This window comes from Paenibacillus xylanexedens (genome assembly GCF_001908275.1).
GTDB classification, from domain to species: domain Bacteria; phylum Bacillota; class Bacilli; order Paenibacillales; family Paenibacillaceae; genus Paenibacillus; species Paenibacillus xylanexedens_A.
This window is the reverse complement of sequence record NZ_CP018620.1, coordinates 5636421-5656691: the sequence shown is the minus strand read 5'-3', so window position 1 is coordinate 5656691 and position 20271 is coordinate 5636421. Positions and strand designations below refer to the sequence as shown.

The following is a 20271-nucleotide window of genomic DNA, read 5'->3' as shown; positions in this document are numbered from 1 at the left end:
TTCATTGTCCTCCATTATAGATATTTTGGCTTAAATACCGTTCGCTGCTATCCGGGAAAATAACGACGATGTTACTTCCGGGAGCTGAGTGAACGACTTCGTTTAATGCGGCTTGCATAGCTGCACCTGAGGAACTTCCTACCAGTAAGCCTTCCAACAAGGCTAGATCCTTGACCCGCTCAAAGGCATCTTCATCTGAGATCGTATGAATGGCATCAAAGTAACTCGCATCCATAAAAGAAGATAACGTTTCGACTCCTATTCCTTCTGTACGATGGGGTCCCGAGGGACCTCCTGCGAGAATCGAACCTTCGGGTTCTACGATACATGTTTTAATTAACGGGTTTTGCTCCTTCAAATAGCGAGATACTCCCATGAAAGTTCCGCCAGACCCGGCTCCGGCGATATATACATCCACCTGCCCGTTCAGATCACGCCAAATCTCAGGGCCCAGATGTTCATAATGTGCGAGTGGGTTATCCGCATTGGAGAACTGACCTGGAATATACGAACCTGGTATTTCTCTTGCGAGTGATTCCGCCTTGCGTATGGCACCAGTCATTCCTTCTGATGTGGGTGTGTTGACGACTGTAGCTCCAAGGGCTTTCATCAATTGCTGCTTCTCAACGCTGAACTTCTGAGGTACCGTGAAAATGACCTTTAAATTTAGGCCTACAGCCGCCATTGCAAGACCAATTCCTGTGTTGCCTGCAGTAGCTTCAATCACTGTTCCACCTGGCTTAACATCTCCTCTTGCCAAGGCCTGCTCCAATAAAAACTTGCCGATCCGATCTTTCACACTTCCTCCAGGGTTCATGAATTCCAGTTTGGCGAATAGACGGATTCCTTCTGGTAATGGATAACGAGTTAATTCAAGCAGAGGTGTATTACCTATAAGTTCCTGTACATGTTGATAAACGGTCAAATTAACCAATCTCCTTTTTGTGTTCATTAACTATACATATTTGTTTACTCGGGAAAAGTGCGTGATAAAACCATATTTCGTTAAAATGGTCTGTAATACATCCAATGATGTATAGTGTTCAGCTCGATGATAGATGGAGAGTTGACCTGGAATACCTGGTTGTGTGTCTAAAGATTGGACGTGGGTTTTTACTTTTAGTATGATAGAGGGGAATACATACACTGGAATACAAAGGAGGGTATGAACTATGGATTGCTTATTTTGCAAAATTGTAGAGGGCAGCATTCCCTCCAATAAAGTACTGGAGAATGACCATGTTATCGTTTTTCATGACATCCAGCCCGCTGCACCGACACATGTTCTTGTCATTCCGAAGAAACATATTGCTTCCATGAATGAAGTTACTGCAGAAGATCTGCCATTGATCGGCGAGATTCATCTGGCTGCTCAAGAAGCGGCGAAGCGTCTTGGCGTGGAGGAAACAGGATATCGCTTAATCAACAATTGTGGTAAGGATGGAGAACAAACCGTTCATCATCTACATTACCATTTGTTGGGTGGTACCAGACTTGGCGTGTTGACAAGTCTGTCCGATTCTCACAAATAAACGAGCTAATGGGTACTAATATTGAGGATTTAGTCATATGCATTAAATCCACGAATGTGTGACCAAATGCTTATATAATGAATTCATTTTATAATACCTTTGAGTTATAAAATGGATTCAAATAAGTGATCATTACATTGAGGTTGACACCTTTATTATCTTTCGCCTATAATGTAAGATGATGAACCGTGTTATTGCTCTTGGACGGTCTGGTCGGAGGGAGGGAAAACTGGTGTCTGAAACTAAAGTTCGCAAAAACGAGACTATTGATGCTGCACTTCGTCGTTTTAAACGCTCCATCGCTAAAGATGGCGTATTGGCTGAGGTGAAGAAACGTAAGCATTATGAGAAGCCAAGCGTAAAGCGCAAGAAAAAGTCCGAGGCTGCTCGTAAGAGAAAGTTTTAGGAGGATTTTAATTACATGAATCTTAGCGAACGATTGAACGAAGATATGAAGCAAGCGATGAAGAGTAAGGACAAGTTCAGACTCTCCAACATTCGGTTGATTCGTTCGACGATCAAGAATCTTGAAATAGATTTGAAAAGAGATTTGGATGACAACGAAGTGCTTGATATCCTGAGTCGTGAAATCAAACAGCGCAAAGATGCCCTCCAAGAATTTGACAAAGCGGGCCGTGAAGATCTCGCGGCAAATGCAAAAGCGGAAATTGAAGTACTCATCCAGTACCTTCCCACACAGCTTACCGAAGAAGAAATTAAAGTTATTGTACAGCAGACCATCCAGGAAACCGGTGCTTCTTCGAAAGCCGAGATGGGGAAAGTCATGGCGGCCCTTATGCCGAAAGTTAAAGGCAAAGCGGACGGCAAACTGGTAAATCAAGCAGTTCAACAATTTCTGCAATAAAGCAAATCAATAAACACCTTCTGACTTGTCAGGAGGTGTTTTTTCCATTTATCAGAAAGCATGATGTCCTTGGGATGATGGAATTTCTTTTTAATGGTTAATATATATTATTATGGATTTTTATTCTTGCAATTGATCGAGTTTTCAAATATAATTTTAAGATTTTGAAACGAAATGTTGCATTGCACGTAATAAATACCATAAGCTGGACAGTATAACATTAATGGAAAAGGGGGGACTATTGTGAAGGGAAAGCGCCGGAAGAAGCTTACGGGGCCATTGATGCTCTTAATGCTGCTGACGCTGTTGCTTCCTGTCTGGATTGGATCACCGTCAGCGCATGCAGCTGAGAAGAGTGGTGCCGTATATATTATTCCGGTTGATAAACCAATCGAGCAGGGACTTGGCAAGTTCATGGAACGCGGGTTCAAGCAAGCAGAAGAGATGAATGCTGGCCTGATCGTTCTTGATATCAATACGCCGGGAGGCCGTGTCGACACTGCAGAAGCATTGGGTACCCTAATTAAGGACAGTCCGATTGAGACTGTTGCATTTGTCCGTGGAGATGCTGCTTCAGCCGGGAGTTTTCTGGCTCTGAATGCAGATAAGATCGTAATGTCACCAGGCAGTATGATTGGTGCGGCAGCAATGGTGGACAGTACGGGTAAACATGTTGATGATCCAAAGCTTGTTGCATTCTGGAAAAGCAAAATGCAGGGAGCGGCTGAAATCAGTGGTCGTGATGGCAAGATTGCAGCTGGAATGACGGATGTTAACATGGTTGTGGAAATGCCAGAGATCAATAAAACCAAGCAAAAAGGTGAAATTATTGCTCTCTCGGCTGAAGAAGCGTTGAAAGTTGGTTATGCCGACCACATCGGCAACACACCGGAAGAAGCGGCGGCTTGGCTCGGTTACAGTCAGGATGATGTATTTAAGGTAGAACGGACGACAGCTGAGAATATTTCATCTTTTCTTACCAATCCGGTTGTCATGACTGTATTACTGTTCCTTGGAATCGCGGGTGTGATCATTGAATTGATTGTTCCTGGTTTTGGAGTTCCGGGTATTGTAGGTATCGTGTGTTTCGTGTTGTATTTCTCGGGTAATTACATTGCGGGATTTGCCGGAGCAGAGACATGGGTGCTATTTACCGTCGGACTCATCATGATAATTCTGGAGATGTTTATTCCGAGCTTTGGTATTCTGGGGATTTTGGGATCGATTGCGCTTGTGGCCGGTGTTGTAAGGGCTGCTTATGATACGAGTGATGCATTTGTATCTCTGGGTATCGCTTTTGGAGCAGCGCTGGTAGTCATTGCGATCATCTCAATTATCTTTAAGGATCGAGGGATATGGAATCGGTTCATACTGAGTGACAGTTTGTCTGCGGACCGGGGTTATTCATCAGCCACAGAACGCAAAGAGCTGGTTGGTCTGCAAGGAATCAGTCTGACACCACTTCGTCCTTCTGGAACAGCGATGTTTGAAGGGGAACGAATTGACGTTGTGACCGACGGAGATTTTATTCCCATTGATACTCCGATTATTGTGATTAAAGCGGAAGGTACCCGAATTGTGGTTCAGCAAGCTTTGCCGGTGTAACTCGCTCTGTTGTCGAAGCGGATTAACGCTTCGGCAATGTACATAACCACGTAGCTGAAGCTGCCAGCGAGGTGGTGCATTCTTTAATTTAGCAGCGGACTCAAGAGTGTCTTCTCTTCTCAAATATTTTTATCAAATTCAAATTGCAAATGGAGGAAATTAAACAATGGACACATCTATGATTACGATTTTGCTCATTGCGGTAGTAGGTATTATCGTATTGAGCGTATTCTTCAGCTTTTTCCCGGTTATGCTCTGGGTTTCAGCGATTGCATCCGGTGTACGCGTAAGTATTATTACACTGGTAGCGATGAGACTGAGACGTGTAACGCCTAGCCGTATCGTAAATCCACTGATCAAAGCTACCAAGGCGGGTCTTAAATTAACCATGAACCAACTGGAAAGTCACTTCTTGGCCGGTGGTAACGTTGACCGTGTTGTAAACGCTCTGATTGCTGCACAACGTGCCAACATTCCACTCGAATTTGAACGTGCAGCTGCGATTGACCTCGCAGGTCGTGACGTATTACAAGCCGTACAAATGAGCGTTAACCCACGAGTTATCGAAACACCGATTGTCTCTGCGGTTGCCAAAGATGGTATTGAAGTTAAAGTTAGAGCACGGGTTACGGTTCGTGCCAATATTGACCGTCTCGTCGGTGGTGCTGGTGAAGAAACAATCATTGCCCGTGTTGGTGAAGGTATCGTAAGTACGAACGGTTCCTCCAATTCTCACAAAGACGTCCTGGAAAATCCGGATCTGATCTCCCGTACCGTATTGTCCAAAGGTCTGGATGCTGGTACTGCTTTTGAAATCCTGTCCATTGATATTGCGGACGTTGATGTAGGTAAGAACATTGGTGCCTTCTTGCAAACAGAGCAAGCAGAAGCTGACAAACGTATCGCTCAGGCGAAAGCAGAAGAGCGTCGTGCAATGGCCGTAGCGCAAGAGCAAGAGATGAAAGCACGCGTAGTGGAAATGAGAGCACGTGTGGTTGAATCTGAATCCCAAGTACCTTTGGCAATGGCTGAGGCACTTCGCAACGGTAAAATTGGTGTGATGGATTACATGAACCTGAAGAACATTGAAGCGGATACTCAAATGCGTAACACATTGGGAAAACCTGGTGAAGGTTCGAATTCCAACGATCAGGGTGATTCCAAAAACGGAAGATAGGCGGTGAGTGCATATGGGCCTATTTGAATGGATTTTTGATAATCTGTATATTGTGGCCGTCATCGGTTTTGCACTCTTCTCCTTCTTGGGGAAAGCTGCCAAATCGGCTGATCCGAACAAAAAGCGTCCTGCCAACGGGATGCCTACATTTGGAGGCAGTGGTGATTCAGGCCGGGATGAACGTTCAAGAGATAATTCATCTCCGCAGCAGTCTTCCGGACCTACAGACCCCCGCTATGATGAACAGTATGACGATCGGTATGATGACGTGCAATATGAGAATCAGTATGATCAGCCGTATTCGGAGCCTGCTGCATCTTCTCGCCCCGCAACTGACTACAGAAGTGAGGGCACGATGAGTGCCATGGAAAATTCACTTGAGGAACAGATGAGAGGTATGGAAGAACAGCAGCGCTTGATTGAAGAACGCTTGAATCGCATCTCTTCTGCGAATCGGCCAGTTGTGTCTGATTCCAGTTGGGATGAGACCAGCACCGATGAATCGGGAGCGTCTCCACTTCGTCCTGCTGATATTCGTACAGGTGTCCTGTGGGCAGAAGTACTGGGTTCCCCTCGTTCCAAACAGCCGTTTGGTACAAGAGGGAAACTGTAAACAAGTCAATTTATTGGACGGAAATAAAGCCGTCTCTGGTGAGCATAAAGCCACCAGAGACGGCTTTTTCTGTGTTCGATCCTTTTTTCTCAACATTCGTCCCTAACACGCCCCGGAATTTTCATAAATTCATGAATCTGCGCATAAGTTGAACTGTAGAGGAAGGGGGAAGACCTTCGAATGACCCGGATCAGCCGCAAGCTGCGCAGATGGACCAGTGAAGTGTTGGATCTGCCGCAGGATGTGCTTTATGATATGCCACGGTTAACCCTGATCGGCAGTAAGCAACTGTATATAGAGAATCATCGCGGTGTCATCCATTTCACGCCGGATCGTATCGTGTTGGCTCTTTCCCAAGGCCAGTTAGAGATCAAAGGAACTGCCTTGGTGATACGTAATATTTTGCCGGATGAAGTAGCTGTTGAAGGAACGATTCTGGATATTCATATGAATGGAGTGGAGGGGAACGGATGAAGCAGCCCAGTCTGTATAAACTGCGGGGAGCAGTCCGAATCACGGTCACTGGGGGAGACATTGAAACATTAATCAACACGGTGGCAGAGCAGGGACTGGAAGTTTGGAACCTGCGTGCTCACGATGGACGCGTGGCAGAGATGAACATTCTGCTGCCGCATTTTTTCAGGTTGCGTCCTGTGTTGAAACGGACAGGCTGCAGGGTGAAAGTAACCCATCGCAGCGGTTTCCCCTTTTTTGCGGCCCGTTTATTGCGGAGGAAGTTCTTTCTTGGGGGGATGCTGTTTTTTGTGGCAGCTTTGTTTGCGTTGTCGTCCATGGTATGGAGTGTGGAGGTCAAGGGTAACGTCACCATTCCCACCGACGAGGTGCTTGCAGCAGCGAAGAAAGAGGGCATATATCCTTTGCAATGGGGGTTCCGTCTGCAAAGCCAAGACAAGCTCTCCAGGCAGCTTGCACTCGCTCTGCCGGATGTAACCTGGATTGGCGTGAGCAAAGAGGGGACAACCATTACCATTCAGGTCGTAGAATCTGCCCAACCAAAGCGCGAACCATTGCTGAATCCCAGACATCTGATCAGTAAGTCAGATGCTGTGGTCACTCAAATCTATGCGGAGCAGGGACGCCCTGTTGTTCAGAAGGACATGCGTGTCAAAAAGGGTCAGGTATTGATCTCGGGGATTCTCGGGGATGAGGAGAACACCAAAACAATCGTTGCCAAAGGCGAAGTTCGTGGTCTGGTATGGCGTGAGTATCAGGTAGAGGTTCCGCTAGTGCAAAAACATAATACAATGACAGGTGAGAGCAAAGAACGTTTTTACATGGTACTGGGGAATTGGGCGATCCAACTGAGGGGGTACGGAAGTACACCATTCACTTCATTTGATACCGAGAGTAATCATAAACCATTAACGTGGCGATCCTTTACACTTCCTATGGGTTGGCTGACAGAGAAAGATCTGGAGACCCGAGAGCATGAGCAACAACAGACGATAGAATGGGCCAGAACAAAAGGATTGGAAGGAGCAAGGAACGATATTATCGCCAAAAACGGCAAAGGAACAAAAATTATAAGTGAAAAAATTTTGCATGAGAAGAAAGAGAATGGTAAAGTTTATATGAAAGTCTTATTTGAAGTAGAAGAAAGCATTGCGGAAGAACTTCCGCTAGTCCATAGTCAAGGAGAATGAGGATATTTGTCAGAGCAAACACGCAGCATACAAATCTCCCTCCAGAGTGCGGGAGAGGGCCAATCTCTTTTTGGCCCCCAAGATACTTTTCTTAAACTGATTGAATCCGAGATTCCCGCCCAGATTGCATCCCGTGAAGCGGAGATTGTGATATTTGGCAACGCACAGCAGGTGGAATCGCTTGAACAATTATTTGATGTGTTACTGCAATTGATACGTAATGGATATGTGTTAACCGAGAGAGATGTGAAGTATGCGATTGAACTTGCCAAGGATATGCGGGCAGACCAGCTATTGGATCTGTTCAAGGGCGAGATTACAACGACATACCGAGGTAAACCAATCCGTGTTAAAACCATTGGACAGAAGCACTATGTAACTACAATTAAAAAACGTGATATTGTATTTGGCATTGGTCCTGCCGGTACGGGTAAAACCTACCTTGCTGTTGTACTGGCTGTTGCCGCAATTAAAGAAGGCAGCGTCAAACGGATTGTACTCACACGGCCTGCTGTTGAAGCGGGAGAGAGTCTTGGATTTTTGCCAGGTGATCTTCAGGAGAAGGTAGACCCTTATCTGAGACCGCTGTACGATGCCCTATATGACGTTATGGGACAGGAACAGACCGCTAAGGCATTGGAGCGAGGGTTAATCGAAATCGCGCCACTCGCCTACATGCGGGGGCGTACGCTGGATGACTCCTTCATCATTCTGGATGAAGCACAGAACACAACGCCGGAACAGATGAAGATGTTTCTAACCCGTCTTGGTTTTGGCTCCAAAATGGTCATCACCGGAGACGTGACACAGATTGATTTACCGCGTGGTAAGAAATCCGGGCTTGTGGAAGCGAATACGATCTTGAATGAAGTTAACGAGATTGGATTTGTCTATTTTGCCGAGCAAGATGTTGTACGGCATTCCCTTGTCCAGAAAATTATCGTGGCTTACAACCACGCCGCAGAAAATCAAGCATAGAAAGGGATTGTCTAAAGTGACCTCGAAGGAACCGTCAAAAGGCAAATCTTTTCAGAATAAGGCTACAGGATGGAAGTATAGCGTGTGGGCACGCTATCTTCTGTTTTTGTTTCTGGTGATTCTTTTCTACGTCAGTCTGGCTTCCAAGCTGCTCCCTGAGCGGTATGATATTCAGGAAGGTACACGGAGTGAAGTGGATATTGCTGCGCCCATGCAGATTCCGAATAACAAGGCCACACTCAAAGCACAGGAAGAAGCTGCTGAACGGGTACAGCCGATATTTCAGATTGTCCAGTTGCGAAACGAAAATTTGATGACTACCCTGCTAGACCGTGTAGATCGATTAAATCAGGATGATCAGATTTCAAGTCAGGACAAGATTGATATTTATCGGGATGAAATTCCGCAGCGCCAGAAGGACTTTGTGACCAACTATATCAATAATAATCGGAAAGCCGGTACATACTCCGAGACTCTTTTGGAAGAGATCAGAAATGTGGTACAGGAGCAAAGCTACCGTATTCCCGAAGAAACTTACATCAAAATCTCACGTCTGACATCGGATGATATCCAGGAGATGAAACCGGTTGCGAGGGATATTGTTGCCCGGTTAATGACGGATCAGATCAGCGATGCAACCACTGCCCGCGCCAAAGTAGCTGAGATGGTGAGTGTCAGCTCTCTTGGTAAGCGAACGCAACGTGAGGTCGTGCAAGAGCTTGCTCGTCTCGTGGTGACCGCTAATCGTTTCTACGACGAAGAGGGAACCAAGGAAGCGAAAGTTCAGGCGCGTGAGAACACGCAAACTGTCTTTATCAAGCAAGGGGACACATTAGTTGCCAAGGGTGAGATGATCACCCCGGAGATGTATACTTTGCTGGATGAAAATGATTTGCTGAAAAATGAAGTGAACTACTGGCCGCAGCTTGGACTTCTTATGTTTTCCTGCCTGTTGTCAGCAGCAATTCTGATGTATATTCAGCAAGGCAGCGGAACACATTTCAAATATAATAATGCGCAGTTGTTGATGCTTGTTCTCATTTTTATTATTACGATTGTGGTTATGCATGTGACGGCGATTATCCAAACCAATGAGCGGTCTTATGTTGGCTTCCTTGCACCTGTTGCGGTAGGAGCGATGTTAATTGCGCTGTTGCTGGATACGTCGCTTGCCTTTGTATGTTCGATTTTGATCGGTATGTTGTCCAGCATTATTTTGAATACGCATCAGGGTCAACTTTTTGACTTCGAACTGGGTTTCTTCGCTGTATTGGTTTCATTTGTTGCGATCTTCGCAACTCATAAGGCTAGCCAGCGATCAACGATCCTGAAAGGGGCCATTATGGTCTGTCTGTTCGGGTCCATAGCCGTCTTCACCTTGGCTTTGATTGACTCGGGAGATTGGAACCGAACCACGACACTGTATGGCGTTGGGTTTGCATTTGCTGGTGGCGTGTTAACTGCCATACTGGTCATTGGGCTGATGCCATTTTTCGAAACATCATTTGGCATTTTATCAGCGCTCAAACTGGTAGAACTGTCTAATCCGAACCATCCGCTTCTACGCAAGTTGCTGACGGAGACACCGGGTACCTATCATCACAGCGTTATGGTAGGGAATCTGTCCGAAGCAGCAGCAGAAGCCATAGGAGCTAACGGATTGCTATGCCGAGTCGGTTCGTATTATCATGATATTGGCAAGACGAAGCGCCCCATCTATTTTATTGAAAATCAGAACAATATGGAGAATCCACATGATTCAATTGATCCGAAACTGAGCAAATCCATTATCGTTGCCCATGCGCGCGATGGGGTGGAAATGCAGAAGGATTATAAGCTGCCCAGACCTATTCGGGATATTGCGGAACAGCATCACGGCACGACATTTCTCCACTATTTCTATCACAAAGCACTGCGCCAGGCGGAAGAAGCAGGCGTTGAGCCTGATTTCACGGAAGAAGATTTCCGTTACCCTGGGCCGAAGGCTCAGTCCAAGGAATCGGCTATTGTTGGCATTGCCGATAGTGTAGAGGCTGCTGTGAGATCTTTGCGCAAACCGACAGTGGAGCAAGTGGAGTCCATGATTGAGAAGATTATAAAAGGACGATTGGACGATCATCAATTCAATGATTGTGACCTTACGATGCGTGAACTGGATATCGTCGCCAGAACATTGAAGGAAACGGTGATGGGTATCTTCCACTCCAGGATAGAATATCCGGAGGAGATTAAGAAACCAAAGCCAAGTTCACCCGAAGCGGGCTAATTTAATAATAGTTCGTGTTCAAAAAGGTTGGTTTTCAGTACCGAGAAGATGGGATGAAGTTAGAAAGTCTTTTTGAACAACCTCTAATATTAGTAGATAGGAGTTATGAAGGAATGAGTCTTAATCTGGCATGGAATAATGAACAACAGGATAAAGAAATTACAGACCCAATGATTGCAATGCTGGAACAGTTGCTTAATCTCGCGGGAGAAGCGGAAGGTGTTACAGACGGGGAAGTGGCGCTGACTTTTGTGAATGATGAGCAGATTCATGAGTTGAACCGTGATTATCGCGGCATTGATCGTCCTACGGATGTACTGTCTTTTGCGATGAACGAAACGGTGGATGAAGAGCTCGATATTATCTATGAGCTGGACGAAGATGAAGAAATGGAAGAAATGCCGGATGTTCTTGGAGACATCATCATTTCCGTACCACGGACCATCCTGCAAAGTGAAGAGTATGGACACTCATTTGAACGTGAACTTGGTTTTCTGTTTGTCCATGGTTTCTTGCACCTGCTCGGATACGACCATCAGGATGAAGCAAGTGAGGCTGAAATGATGGGCAAACAAGAAGCGGTATTGGCCCAGGCCGGGTTGACACGATAATGAAAAGACGCTCCTGGGGTCTGGTATTCCGCAATGCTGCGGAAGGAATCGCATATGGGTTGCGGACTCAGCGTAATGTGAGAGTTCACACGGGAGTGGCTATTTTGATGTGTTTAGCCGGCTTTTTTTTCAGAATCTCAAGAACGGATTGGATGTTTGTGCTGACCGCTGTCTTTTTGGTCCTGGTGACTGAATTGATGAACACGGCTGTAGAGGCAGCGGTTGACTTGGCACACCCCCATATCCATCCGCTGGCAAAAGCGGCAAAGGATACCGCGGCCGGGGCAGTTCTGCTGGCTGCGGTATTCGCCGTCATCATCGGTTGTATCGTTTTCATTAAGCCGGTGATGAGCTGGCTGGGTTTGTACTGATTTTGTTTTAACCTTGTTTTGATTTGATTTTAATACTACACACTAATATAAATTTACTTGATGCAAACACGATAACGGAGAGGTCAGAAAAAACCTGAAGAAACGGAGTGTGCGCCTTTATCCCCGGATTTTCACTTATTTAAAAGGGATTAAAAAAATCTGGGGATAACAGCGCTCGGAAGGTTGTTCTGACAGCGGAGTGTCCAGTGTAAATGCACTAGTTTGATTTTATATTGCACCCTAAGGGAGAGAATAATGATGGATAACAGTTTGTTAATGCAAGAAGCAATTAAGGCACGTACGAAGGCGTATACGCCTTACTCCCATTTTGGTGTAGGCGCGGCTTTGCTTGACAGTGAAGGTCATGTGCATCATGGTTGTAATATTGAGAATGCTGCGTATACACCAGGGAATTGTGCTGAGCGTACGGCGATGTTCAGTGCTATTGCAGGTGGGCAGAAGCCTCGCAGCTTCACAGCGATTGCCATTGTGGGCGACACGGATGGTCCGATTGCTCCATGTGGCGTATGTCGTCAGGTCATGTACGAACTGTGTGAACCCGATATGAAAGTCATCTTGGGGAACTTGAAAGGTGATCTGCAAGAGACCACCGTTGCTGAACTGTTACCTTGGGCTTTTGGGCCTTCTGATCTGAATTCCGCCAAAAAATAAACCAATACATTCCAGGCCTAGGCGCCTGAGGAGGAACATATGAAAAAACAAAAATTTAAATCCGGTTTTGTAGCCATTATCGGACGTCCTAACGTTGGTAAATCCACATTGATGAACCAAGTCATCGGACAGAAAATTGCAATTATGTCGGACAAGCCGCAAACAACCCGCAATAAAATTCACGGTGTATATACATCGGACAATCAACAGATCGTTTTTCTGGATACACCAGGGATTCATAAACGTCAGTCCAAATTAGGCGATTATATGAACCAGACCGCTTTGAACACACTGAGTGAAGTAGAAGCAGCCTTATTCTTGATTGATGCTTCCGAAGGTATGGGCGGTGGTGACCGCTATATTGCGGAACAGCTGAAAAATATCCGTACACCTGTCATTCTCGTCATGAACAAAATTGACAAAATTGAGCCGGAAGCGCTGTTACCACTTATTGAAGAGTATCGCAAATTACACGATTTCGCTGAAATTGTCCCTGTGTCTGCCAAGCATGGCAATAATGTTAGCACATTACTGGAACAGCTCGGCAAGTATTTGCCTGAAGGTCCACAGTACTATCCTGATGACCAGGTTACTGACCATCCAGAGCAGTTTGTATGTGCCGAGTTGATTCGTGAGAAAATTTTGCAAATGACTCGTGAAGAAGTGCCTCACTCCATTGCTGTAACGATCGAAGATATGAAAGTGCAAGATAACGGTGTCGTTTATATCTCAGCTGTCATTTTTGTGGAACGGGATTCGCAAAAAGGGATCATTATCGGGAAGCAGGGAGCCCTTCTGAAAGAAGTGGGTAAACGAGCTCGACACGACATTCAGAACTTGCTCGGCTCCAAAATTTTCATGGACCTGTGGGTTAAAGTGAAAAAAGACTGGAGAAATCAGGATAGAGTTCTGCGTGACCTTGGCTTTGGCCGCGACTGATCGTCGGAATTGTATCCAGTAATTGCAACACATAGTTTACCTTGCAAGACTCCATCCTATTTGGTAGATGCAGACGTCATTTCCGAAGAGAGGATGAAATTCCGATGCGAGATTTTTCGTGGAAGGTTTTTGCGATGACGGGGGATGTGGAGTCCTATTTGTTATATACCGAGGCGTGTAACTCGTTAGGACAGGAGTCGGATAATGCAAGGGAAGTGATTGAAGATGAAGAAGCCGAAGGATAACTGGCTGATTCGGGAATGGTTAGGTGACGAGGCATGCTATACAGGGTGGAAGGGATTGTCATCCGCAGCATGGACTACGGCGAAGGGAACAAAATCATTACGCTTTGCACCGAAAGCGGCGGGAAAGTAGGGGTACTCGTCCGCGGTGCCAAAAAGCCCAAGAGCCGACATGCTGCACTGGTGCAGCCGTTTACGTATGGTCAATATGTATATTTTCGCAATACAGGTCTAGGCACACTGAACGCTGGAGAAATTGTTGAATCCTATCATGAGTTGCGTGAAGATCTGGTCAAGGCCTCTTATGCCTCTTATGCGTGTGAACTATTGGATCGGGTGCTTCAGGATGAAGAGACAGGTACATTTTGGTTCAAACAGTTAAAGGCGTGTTTGCAGGCGTTGAAGGAAGAGAAAGATCCGGTTGTTATTACAAGTCTGTACGAAATGAAAATATTACAGGCATCCGGGTATGGTCCACAGTTCGATGAGTGCATCTCCTGCAATCAGGAGCGACCAGATGAGCAGTTGTTTATAAGTCCCAGACTTGGTGGCGTCTTGTGTCGAGCATGCAAACATTTTGATCCTCCAGCGATGTCAGTTAGTCCAAAGGCTCTGAAGTTGTTGCGTTTGTTCGCACAGTTGGATCTGCAGCGCTTGGGGAATATATCAGTGAGTGAGTCTACCCGTGATGAGATCAAAAAGTTGATGCGTGCTTTTATGGATCATCAGCTCGGTCTGAATCTTAAATCCCGTTCTTTCCTCGATCAGATGGAGAAGTACGGGATTTGAGGCGTTTTGGTGGAAGCGAAACTATATCTTGACTTCATACTAGATTTTATATATTATGAAATATAATTTCTCTTTATGAGACATGCATTGAACGAGAAAGTAAAAGACTGGATTTATTGCATTTATGGAGACAAGTCGTTGTATAACACTTGCGAATCATGAATGAGCGAGCCGGGGATGGTGGGAGCCTGGCTGAATCGGTTTTTGAAACGGCACTCGGGAGCATGAATGGACACGGAAAAGTGGGCTGGAACGAACAGGATCATCTTGTTTGATCTAAGCCAAGTAGGGTGGAACCGCGGGAATAGCTCTCGTCCCTACGTCTGTACAACAGGCGTAGGACGGGGGCTATTTATTGTTGTCTTCACCGTCCTAAGCTTGCTAACAAACCATTGAAAAGGAGCATGATTATGAATTTTCAGCAGATGATTCTAACGCTGCAACAATTCTGGGCCGAGCATAACTGTATTATTGTCCAGCCATACGATACGGAAAAAGGGGCAGGTACGATGAACCCGATGACCTTTTTACGCTCGCTTGGACCCGAACCTTGGAAAGTAGCCTATGTGGAGCCTTCCCGTCGTCCTTCGGACGGACGTTATGGCGAGAACCCTAACCGGCTGTACCAGCATCATCAGTTCCAGGTCATCATCAAGCCTTCACCGGACAATATTCAGGAAATTTACCTGGAAAGTTTGAAGCGTCTGGGCATTGATCCGCTCAAACATGATATTCGGTTTGTTGAAGATAACTGGGAGAACCCTTCCCTTGGTTGTGCAGGTCTTGGTTGGGAAGTATGGTTGGACGGAATGGAGATTACACAATTTACGTATTTCCAACAGGTTGGTGGGATCGAGACAAATCCGGTAGCTGTTGAAATTACGTATGGTATGGAGCGTTTGGCTTCTTACATTCAGGATAAAGAGAATGTGTTTGATCTGGAATGGGTGGAAGGTATCACTTATGGTGATGTATTCCGTCAGCCAGAATTCGAACACTCTAAATATACGTTTGAAGTATCTGATGTCAAAATGCTGTTTACACTCTTCAACATGCATGAAGAAGAAGCAAACAAGGCCATGGCGCAGCATCTGGTATTCCCGGCATATGACTATGTGCTGAAATGTTCCCACACGTTCAACCTGTTGGATGCACGTGGAGCCATCAGTGTAACGGAACGTACGGGCTACATCACACGTGTTCGTAATCTGGCTCGCCAAGTCGCTGCAACATATATGGAAGAGCGTGAGAAGCTAGGCTTCCCGCTGCTCAAGAAAGGGGGAGCCGAGCATGTCTAAGGATCTGTTGTTTGAAATCGGGCTGGAAGAAGTACCTGCACGCTTTATGCGCGCAGCAATCGCACAGCTGCAAGAGCGTGTCGTGAAATGGCTTGACGCATCCCGCATTGCTTATGGTGAAGTGAATGCATATGCTACACCGCGCCGTCTAACTGTTTTGATTCAGAATGTGGCTGAAAAGCAGGAAGATATCGAGGAAGAAGTGAAAGGTCCTTCACGCAAAATTGCCCTGGACGACAGTGGCAATTGGAGCAAGGCTGCACTCGGATTCGCCCGCAGTCAAGGTGTTGAACCGGACCAGTTCACGTTCAAGGAACTGAACGGTGTTGAATATATCTATGCAACAAAGAGCAGCAAAGGTGTGGAGACGGCTTCTGTAGTTGGCGAAGGATTACTTTCTGTATTACATGCCATGACGTTCCCAAAATTCATGCGTTGGGCTTCCTATGATTTCAAATTTGTACGTCCAATCCGCTGGATTGTGGCTATGCTCGGCAGTGAGGTTATCGATCTGGAAGTGACAGGTATTAAGTCGGGTAATGTAACTCGCGGACATCGTTTCCTCGGTAAGGAGGCTGTGATCTCCACTCCGTCTTCATACGTGGAAGTGTTGCGTTCTGAACATGTCATTGCTGATATCCAGGAACGTGAACAGATGATTGTATCCCAGATTCAGGCACTGGCTGCGGAGAAAAAATGGGATATCGCGATTAAGGAAGACTTGCTGGAGGAAGTTCTGTTCCTGGTGGAAACACCTACCGTATTGTTCGGGACATTTGACTCCTCATTCTTGAATATTCCACAAGAAGTATTGATTACTTCCATGCGTGAGCATCAGCGTTATTTCCCTGTACTGGACAATGAAGGACAATTGTTGCCATTCTTCGTGACGGTACGTAACGGTGGAAGTGATTCACTGGACGTTATTGCCAAAGGGAATGAAAAAGTTCTGCGTGCACGTCTGTCTGATGCCAAGTTCTTCTATGAGGAAGATCAGAAACTACAGATTAAGGATGCATTGTCGAAGCTGGAAAGTATCGTCTTCCAGGAAGAATTGGGAACGGTTGGAGATAAAGTGCGTCGTATTCGCAAGATTGCCGATGGACTTGCTGCCAAACTGCAAGTATCCGGTGATGTAGCTGAATCCGTTAGCCGCTCAGCAGATATCTGCAAATTCGATCTGGTGACACTGATGGTGGGAGAATTCCCGGAACTCCAAGGTGTGATGGGTGAGGATTACGCTCGTAAAGCTGGCGAAAAAGAAGAGGTGTCCAAAGCGGTATTTGAACACTATCAGCCACGTTTCGCTGGAGATCAATCCCCTGCTTCTCTTGTTGGTGCCATTGTGAGTGCTGCGGACAAAATGGATACAATCATGGGTTGTTTCTCCATCAACATTATTCCAACGGGTTCTCAGGATCCGTACGCGCTGCGCCGCCAGGCTGCAGGTATTGTACAGATTTTGCTGGATCACAAGCTTCCGCTGACATTGTCAGACGTGTTCGGAGTAGCACTTCAAGTGCATGCCCAGATGAACCTGTTGAAACGTGCAGATGAAGAGGTTCGTAAAGATCTGCAAGACTTTTTTGGTCTTCGTGTGAAAAAATTGTTGTCCGAAACAGTTCGCTACGACGTAGTGGATGCCGTAATTTCTTCCGGATTCGATGATATCAGCGCTGTGGTTCCAAAAGGTGAAGCGTTGATGGCGGCTGTTATGACAGGAGACGCATTCAAAACAACGGTTGAATCGTTCAACCGTGTGGGCAATCTGGCTGCCAAAGCATCCAATGCTTCCGTACATCCAGAACTGTTCACAGAAGATGGAGAACGTCAGCTCCATGAGGCATGGAGCAAAACGAATGCAGAATATCGTCAGGCGTTGACTCAGCATCATGCTGCTGAAGCACTGGCTATTGCATCTGCCTGGAAGGATGGTATTACCTCATTCTTCGATTCGGTCATGGTTATGGCCGAAGATGAAGCTGTTCGGGCGAACCGACTTGCCTTGCTCGCGGCTATTGATCGTGACTTGAAAGGATTTGCTGATTTTTCCAAGTTGGTTTGGTAATTGGGCGTATTTCATGAGTCCTTGTCCACAGACTTGGCGCAAAGCTAAAATTCAGTATTAAAGAAGGATATATGAGGGTATAAATATACGGAACGGGTTGTGAAATGTATTTTTGACAACCGCTCCGTATTTTAGCCTTTGATTTCCCTCGTTCCGGCAGAAGGATTTTGCCTGGCCGGGGTCGTATATAACAATATGCAGCTATTTTATGAAACCGGGTGGTCTGGGTTTGAGTGAGTTAAATATACGCCACATTGTTGTGGATGGTGATGCTTGCCCGGTTAAAGCCGAGATTGCGCAAACCGCTCGCCTTTTCAACATCCCTGTACTGTTAGTCTCTTCATTTGATCATCTGCTTCAAGGAGGAGAAGGGGTACGAACCGTGCAAGTGGATCGCAGTGATCAGAGCGCAGACCTGTATATTGCTAATCATATTAAGCCATATGATGTGGTTATCACTCAGGACTATGGACTTGCGGCACTTGCGCTTGGCAAACGTTGTTATGTTTTGTCCTTTCGTGGTCGTGAGTTCAACGATCGTGACATTGATTTCATGTTGGATTCTCGTCATACTGCGGCCAAAGCACGAAAAAGAGGCCATTACGGGAAAGGCCCAAAGCCTTTCACAGAGCAGGATCGAGAAATGTTTCAACATAAACTGACAAAACTTTTAAAAGATTTGCAGGAGAATGTGTAAGTTTATCGAATTATATTTACGTGTTGAAGAGATGAAGGTGGCCAGAGATGAGTACCGGACAAGGCGGTATACCCGAAAGTATTATTGAATCGGTGTTACAGCAGAATGATATTGTCGATACGGTGAGCCGATTTGTGCATCTGACCAAACAGGGGAAGTATATGAAAGGCCTCTGTCCTTTTCATTCCGAGAAGACGCCTTCGTTCACCGTTACACCTGAGAAACAAATTTTCTACTGCTACGGTTGCGGCACGGGTGGAAATGCCATCAAATTCAGGATGGAAATCGAAGGGTTATCCTTTCCCGAGGCTGTCAAAACGATGGCGGAAGAAAGTCACATCTCTATGGGGGACTGGCAAGGGCGTGAATCTGCTCATGTGAATCCGGAGACGGAACGTCTGTTGGAGGCTTATGAGCTTACCGCGAAGCTGTATCATTTTTTGTTGAAAAATACAGAGCACGGCAAGTCAGCCATGGAGTATTTACGCTCAAGAGGTTTTGGCGACAAGTTAATCGACCAGTTCCAGATTGGTTTTGCACCAAATCGTTGGGACACACTGGTACAATTTCTTGAGAAACGTAACTATCCGCTCGAAGAGATGGAAAAGGGTGGACTTCTGTCACCCCGAAATGAAGGTCAGGGATATGTGGATCGATTCCGAGACCGGATTATGTTCCCGATTAATGGCAGGAGCGGTAAGCCGATTGCATTTGCAGGACGCATATTGGGAGATGGGCAACCGAAGTATCTAAATTCACCGGAAACCCGGTTATTTAACAAAAGCCGTGTTCTCTATAATCTGCATCATGCCAAAAATGCAATTCGCAAACAAAGACAAGCCATTTTGTTCGAGGGATATGGTGATGTCATCTCCGCATGGGATCAGGATATCCAGAATGGTGTAGCGGCAATGGGCACTGCGTTAACCGAGAATCAGGCACTGATGCTTAAAGGGATGTGCGACGAAGTCATCATATGTTATGACGGCGACAGAGCAGGACAGGCTGCTGCACTCAAAAACTTCCCTATTCTTGAGGAAGCTGGATTGCAGGTCAAAGTGGCTCTCATTCCCGAGGGACTTGACCCGGATGATTTTATCCGGAAGCATGGTGGTGAACGGTTCCGAAACCAGATTGTGGACGGTGCCGTGACAACTACAAAATTTAAACTTATAAACTTAAAAAAAAGCCATATACTGCTAGAGGGTGGCGGACAAATCGCCTATTCGAAAGAAGCAGTAAAGTTGATTGCACCCTTACCTTCTCCAACAGAAAGGGAAGTGTATCTTCGTGAACTGGCTGCAGAAGTGGACGTATCCTTCGAAACATTGAAGCAGGAGTGTAATGAAGAACGGGAGGCGATGAAAAATAACCTCCAGTTTGGGGATAATAACCCGAAAAGGTGGAATAATGGTAGGCAACAAAATAGGCAGGTGCCTACACCCAATCTGTTGCCGGCTTACCACGCAGCTGAACGCAAACTGATCGCCTGGATGTTGCAGGATGATGAGGCTGCCCAGTACGTGAATGAGCATCTTGGTGAAGCTTTTAACTTGGATGATCATGCAGCTATTGCTGCTTATCTATATGCCTACTATGCGCAAGGCAAACCGTCGGATACAAGCCGTTTTATGTCTTCACTGCATGACGATCGCCTGGAAAAAACGGTCAGTTCAATCTCGATGATGGATGGTCCAGGTGAATGGAGTATTCAAATGCTCGATGATTGCATCAGGGAAGTGCTGAAGCATCCGCGTAAGAAAGAGTACGATTTGAAAAAAGAAGAAATGATTGCTGCAGAGCGGGCAGGTGATTCTGTACGCGCGGCACAGATTGCAATTGAAATGATTGCCCTAGAGAGACAGTGAACGTCTGATGATTAGA

At 46.0% G+C, this 20271-nt stretch carries 21 protein-coding genes; 20 read left to right on the top strand and 1 reads right to left on the bottom strand.

The genetic code is table 11. From position 1 onward, the window contains the following. Position 1: 1 nt before the first annotated feature. Positions 2-952, bottom strand: coding sequence for a PLP-dependent cysteine synthase family protein (locus tag BS614_RS24795; RefSeq protein WP_425320263.1), 951 nt, complete (start codon positions 950-952; stop codon positions 2-4). Positions 953-1172: 220 nt separating this feature from the next. Between BS614_RS24795 and BS614_RS24790 the strand changes: the two genes are divergently transcribed. The 20 genes from BS614_RS24790 to dnaG all read left to right on the top strand — a co-directional run bounded on the left by BS614_RS24790 (position 1173) and on the right by dnaG (position 20255). Next, entirely contained in the window at positions 1173-1532 is a 360-nt protein-coding gene (locus BS614_RS24790) for a histidine triad nucleotide-binding protein (RefSeq protein ID WP_024628477.1), read from the top strand. 232 nt (positions 1533-1764) lie between these two features. After that, complete coding sequence (gene rpsU / locus BS614_RS24785; protein WP_005547957.1) at positions 1765-1938, top strand: 30S ribosomal protein S21; 174 nt, start codon at positions 1765-1767, stop codon at positions 1936-1938. Positions 1939-1953: 15 nt separating this feature from the next. Beyond that, a complete protein-coding gene (locus BS614_RS24780; protein WP_017687237.1) occupies positions 1954-2397 on the top strand; it encodes a GatB/YqeY domain-containing protein in 444 nt (147 codons plus the stop codon). A 282-nt stretch (positions 2398-2679) separates the two neighbouring features. Then, on the top strand, positions 2680-4002 hold the full coding sequence (locus BS614_RS24775) for an NfeD family protein (protein WP_074096979.1): 1323 nt from the start codon (positions 2680-2682) through the stop codon (positions 4000-4002). A 166-nt stretch (positions 4003-4168) separates the two neighbouring features. Then, positions 4169-5179, top strand: a complete 1011-nt coding sequence (gene floA / locus BS614_RS24770) for a flotillin-like protein FloA (protein WP_017687239.1) — start codon at positions 4169-4171, stop codon at positions 5177-5179. 13 nt (positions 5180-5192) lie between these two features. Then, on the top strand, positions 5193-5792 hold the full coding sequence (locus BS614_RS24765) for a hypothetical protein (RefSeq protein WP_074095883.1): 600 nt from the start codon (positions 5193-5195) through the stop codon (positions 5790-5792). Positions 5793-5972: 180 nt separating this feature from the next. After that, positions 5973-6266 carry a sporulation protein YqfC gene (gene yqfC, locus BS614_RS24760; RefSeq protein WP_017687241.1) on the top strand — a complete coding sequence of 98 codons (294 nt, stop codon included), beginning with the start codon at positions 5973-5975 and terminating at the stop codon, positions 6264-6266. Next, positions 6263-7456, top strand: a complete 1194-nt coding sequence (yqfD, locus tag BS614_RS24755) for a sporulation protein YqfD (protein ID WP_074095882.1) — start codon at positions 6263-6265, stop codon at positions 7454-7456. The genes yqfC and yqfD overlap by 4 nt, the downstream gene beginning before the upstream one ends. Positions 7457-7462: 6 nt before the next feature. After that, positions 7463-8434 carry a PhoH family protein gene (locus BS614_RS24750; RefSeq protein ID WP_017687243.1) on the top strand — a complete coding sequence of 324 codons (972 nt, stop codon included), beginning with the start codon at positions 7463-7465 and terminating at the stop codon, positions 8432-8434. A 16-nt stretch (positions 8435-8450) separates the two neighbouring features. Further along, positions 8451-10700 (top strand): HD family phosphohydrolase, encoded by a 2250-nt coding sequence (locus BS614_RS24745; protein ID WP_074095881.1) that lies wholly within the window; start codon positions 8451-8453, stop codon positions 10698-10700. A gap of 113 nt (positions 10701-10813) precedes the next feature. Beyond that, positions 10814-11311: an rRNA maturation RNase YbeY gene (ybeY, locus tag BS614_RS24740; protein ID WP_074095880.1), complete on the top strand. Its 498-nt coding sequence runs from the start codon at positions 10814-10816 to the stop codon at positions 11309-11311. After that, positions 11311-11682, top strand: coding sequence for a diacylglycerol kinase family protein (locus BS614_RS24735; RefSeq protein ID WP_074095879.1), 372 nt, complete (start codon positions 11311-11313; stop codon positions 11680-11682). Before ybeY ends, BS614_RS24735 begins: the two co-directional genes overlap by 1 nt. A 258-nt stretch (positions 11683-11940) precedes the next feature. Further along, positions 11941-12354, top strand: coding sequence for a cytidine deaminase (locus BS614_RS24730; protein WP_074095878.1), 414 nt, complete (start codon positions 11941-11943; stop codon positions 12352-12354). A 39-nt stretch (positions 12355-12393) separates the two neighbouring features. Beyond that, entirely contained in the window at positions 12394-13293 is a 900-nt protein-coding gene (gene era / locus BS614_RS24725) for a GTPase Era (RefSeq protein ID WP_017687248.1), read from the top strand. A 104-nt stretch (positions 13294-13397) separates the two neighbouring features. Further along, positions 13398-13538 (top strand): YqzL family protein, encoded by a 141-nt coding sequence (locus tag BS614_RS24720; RefSeq protein ID WP_074095877.1) that lies wholly within the window; start codon positions 13398-13400, stop codon positions 13536-13538. A gap of 33 nt (positions 13539-13571) precedes the next feature. After that, positions 13572-14324: a DNA repair protein RecO gene (gene recO / locus BS614_RS24715; protein ID WP_047843778.1), complete on the top strand. Its 753-nt coding sequence runs from the start codon at positions 13572-13574 to the stop codon at positions 14322-14324. Between the two features lie 410 nt (positions 14325-14734). Beyond that, entirely contained in the window at positions 14735-15622 is an 888-nt protein-coding gene (gene glyQ, locus BS614_RS24710; protein ID WP_074095876.1) for a glycine--tRNA ligase subunit alpha, read from the top strand. After that, positions 15615-17690, top strand: a complete 2076-nt coding sequence (gene glyS, locus BS614_RS24705) for a glycine--tRNA ligase subunit beta (RefSeq protein ID WP_074095875.1) — start codon at positions 15615-15617, stop codon at positions 17688-17690. Before glyQ ends, glyS begins: the two co-directional genes overlap by 8 nt. Positions 17691-17919: 229 nt before the next feature. Then, positions 17920-18387: a YaiI/YqxD family protein gene (locus BS614_RS24700; RefSeq protein WP_425320262.1), complete on the top strand. Its 468-nt coding sequence runs from the start codon at positions 17920-17922 to the stop codon at positions 18385-18387. A gap of 47 nt (positions 18388-18434) precedes the next feature. After that, entirely contained in the window at positions 18435-20255 is a 1821-nt protein-coding gene (dnaG, locus tag BS614_RS24695; RefSeq protein WP_036615029.1) for a DNA primase, read from the top strand. The last annotated feature ends 16 nt before the right edge of the window (positions 20256-20271 follow it).

Bases quoted from the DNA above. Each gene is read 5' to 3' on its own strand.
- floA (WP_017687239.1), top strand. From the start codon at position 4,169: ATGGACACATCTATGATTACGATTTTGCTCATTGCGGTAGTAGGTATT.
- BS614_RS24790 (WP_024628477.1), top strand. From the start codon at position 1,173: ATGGATTGCTTATTTTGCAAAATTGTAGAGGGCAGCATTCCCTCCAAT.
- BS614_RS24730 (WP_074095878.1), top strand. From the start codon at position 11,941: ATGGATAACAGTTTGTTAATGCAAGAAGCAATTAAGGCACGTACGAAG.
- BS614_RS24780 (WP_017687237.1), top strand. From the start codon at position 1,954: ATGAATCTTAGCGAACGATTGAACGAAGATATGAAGCAAGCGATGAAG.
- dnaG (WP_036615029.1), top strand. From the start codon at position 18,435: ATGAGTACCGGACAAGGCGGTATACCCGAAAGTATTATTGAATCGGTG.
- yqfD (WP_074095882.1), top strand. From the start codon at position 6,263: ATGAAGCAGCCCAGTCTGTATAAACTGCGGGGAGCAGTCCGAATCACG.
- BS614_RS24795 (WP_425320263.1), bottom strand. From the start codon at position 952: ATGAACACAAAAAGGAGATTGGTTAATTTGACCGTTTATCAACATGTA.
- glyQ (WP_074095876.1), top strand. From the start codon at position 14,735: ATGAATTTTCAGCAGATGATTCTAACGCTGCAACAATTCTGGGCCGAG.
- BS614_RS24775 (WP_074096979.1), top strand. From the start codon at position 2,680: ATGCTCTTAATGCTGCTGACGCTGTTGCTTCCTGTCTGGATTGGATCA.
- BS614_RS24765 (WP_074095883.1), top strand. From the start codon at position 5,193: ATGGGCCTATTTGAATGGATTTTTGATAATCTGTATATTGTGGCCGTC.
- BS614_RS24720 (WP_074095877.1), top strand. From the start codon at position 13,398: ATGCGAGATTTTTCGTGGAAGGTTTTTGCGATGACGGGGGATGTGGAG.
- yqfC (WP_017687241.1), top strand. From the start codon at position 5,973: ATGACCCGGATCAGCCGCAAGCTGCGCAGATGGACCAGTGAAGTGTTG.
- ybeY (WP_074095880.1), top strand. From the start codon at position 10,814: ATGAGTCTTAATCTGGCATGGAATAATGAACAACAGGATAAAGAAATT.
- glyS (WP_074095875.1), top strand. From the start codon at position 15,615: ATGTCTAAGGATCTGTTGTTTGAAATCGGGCTGGAAGAAGTACCTGCA.
- BS614_RS24735 (WP_074095879.1), top strand. From the start codon at position 11,311: ATGAAAAGACGCTCCTGGGGTCTGGTATTCCGCAATGCTGCGGAAGGA.
- era (WP_017687248.1), top strand. From the start codon at position 12,394: ATGAAAAAACAAAAATTTAAATCCGGTTTTGTAGCCATTATCGGACGT.
- recO (WP_047843778.1), top strand. From the start codon at position 13,572: ATGCTATACAGGGTGGAAGGGATTGTCATCCGCAGCATGGACTACGGC.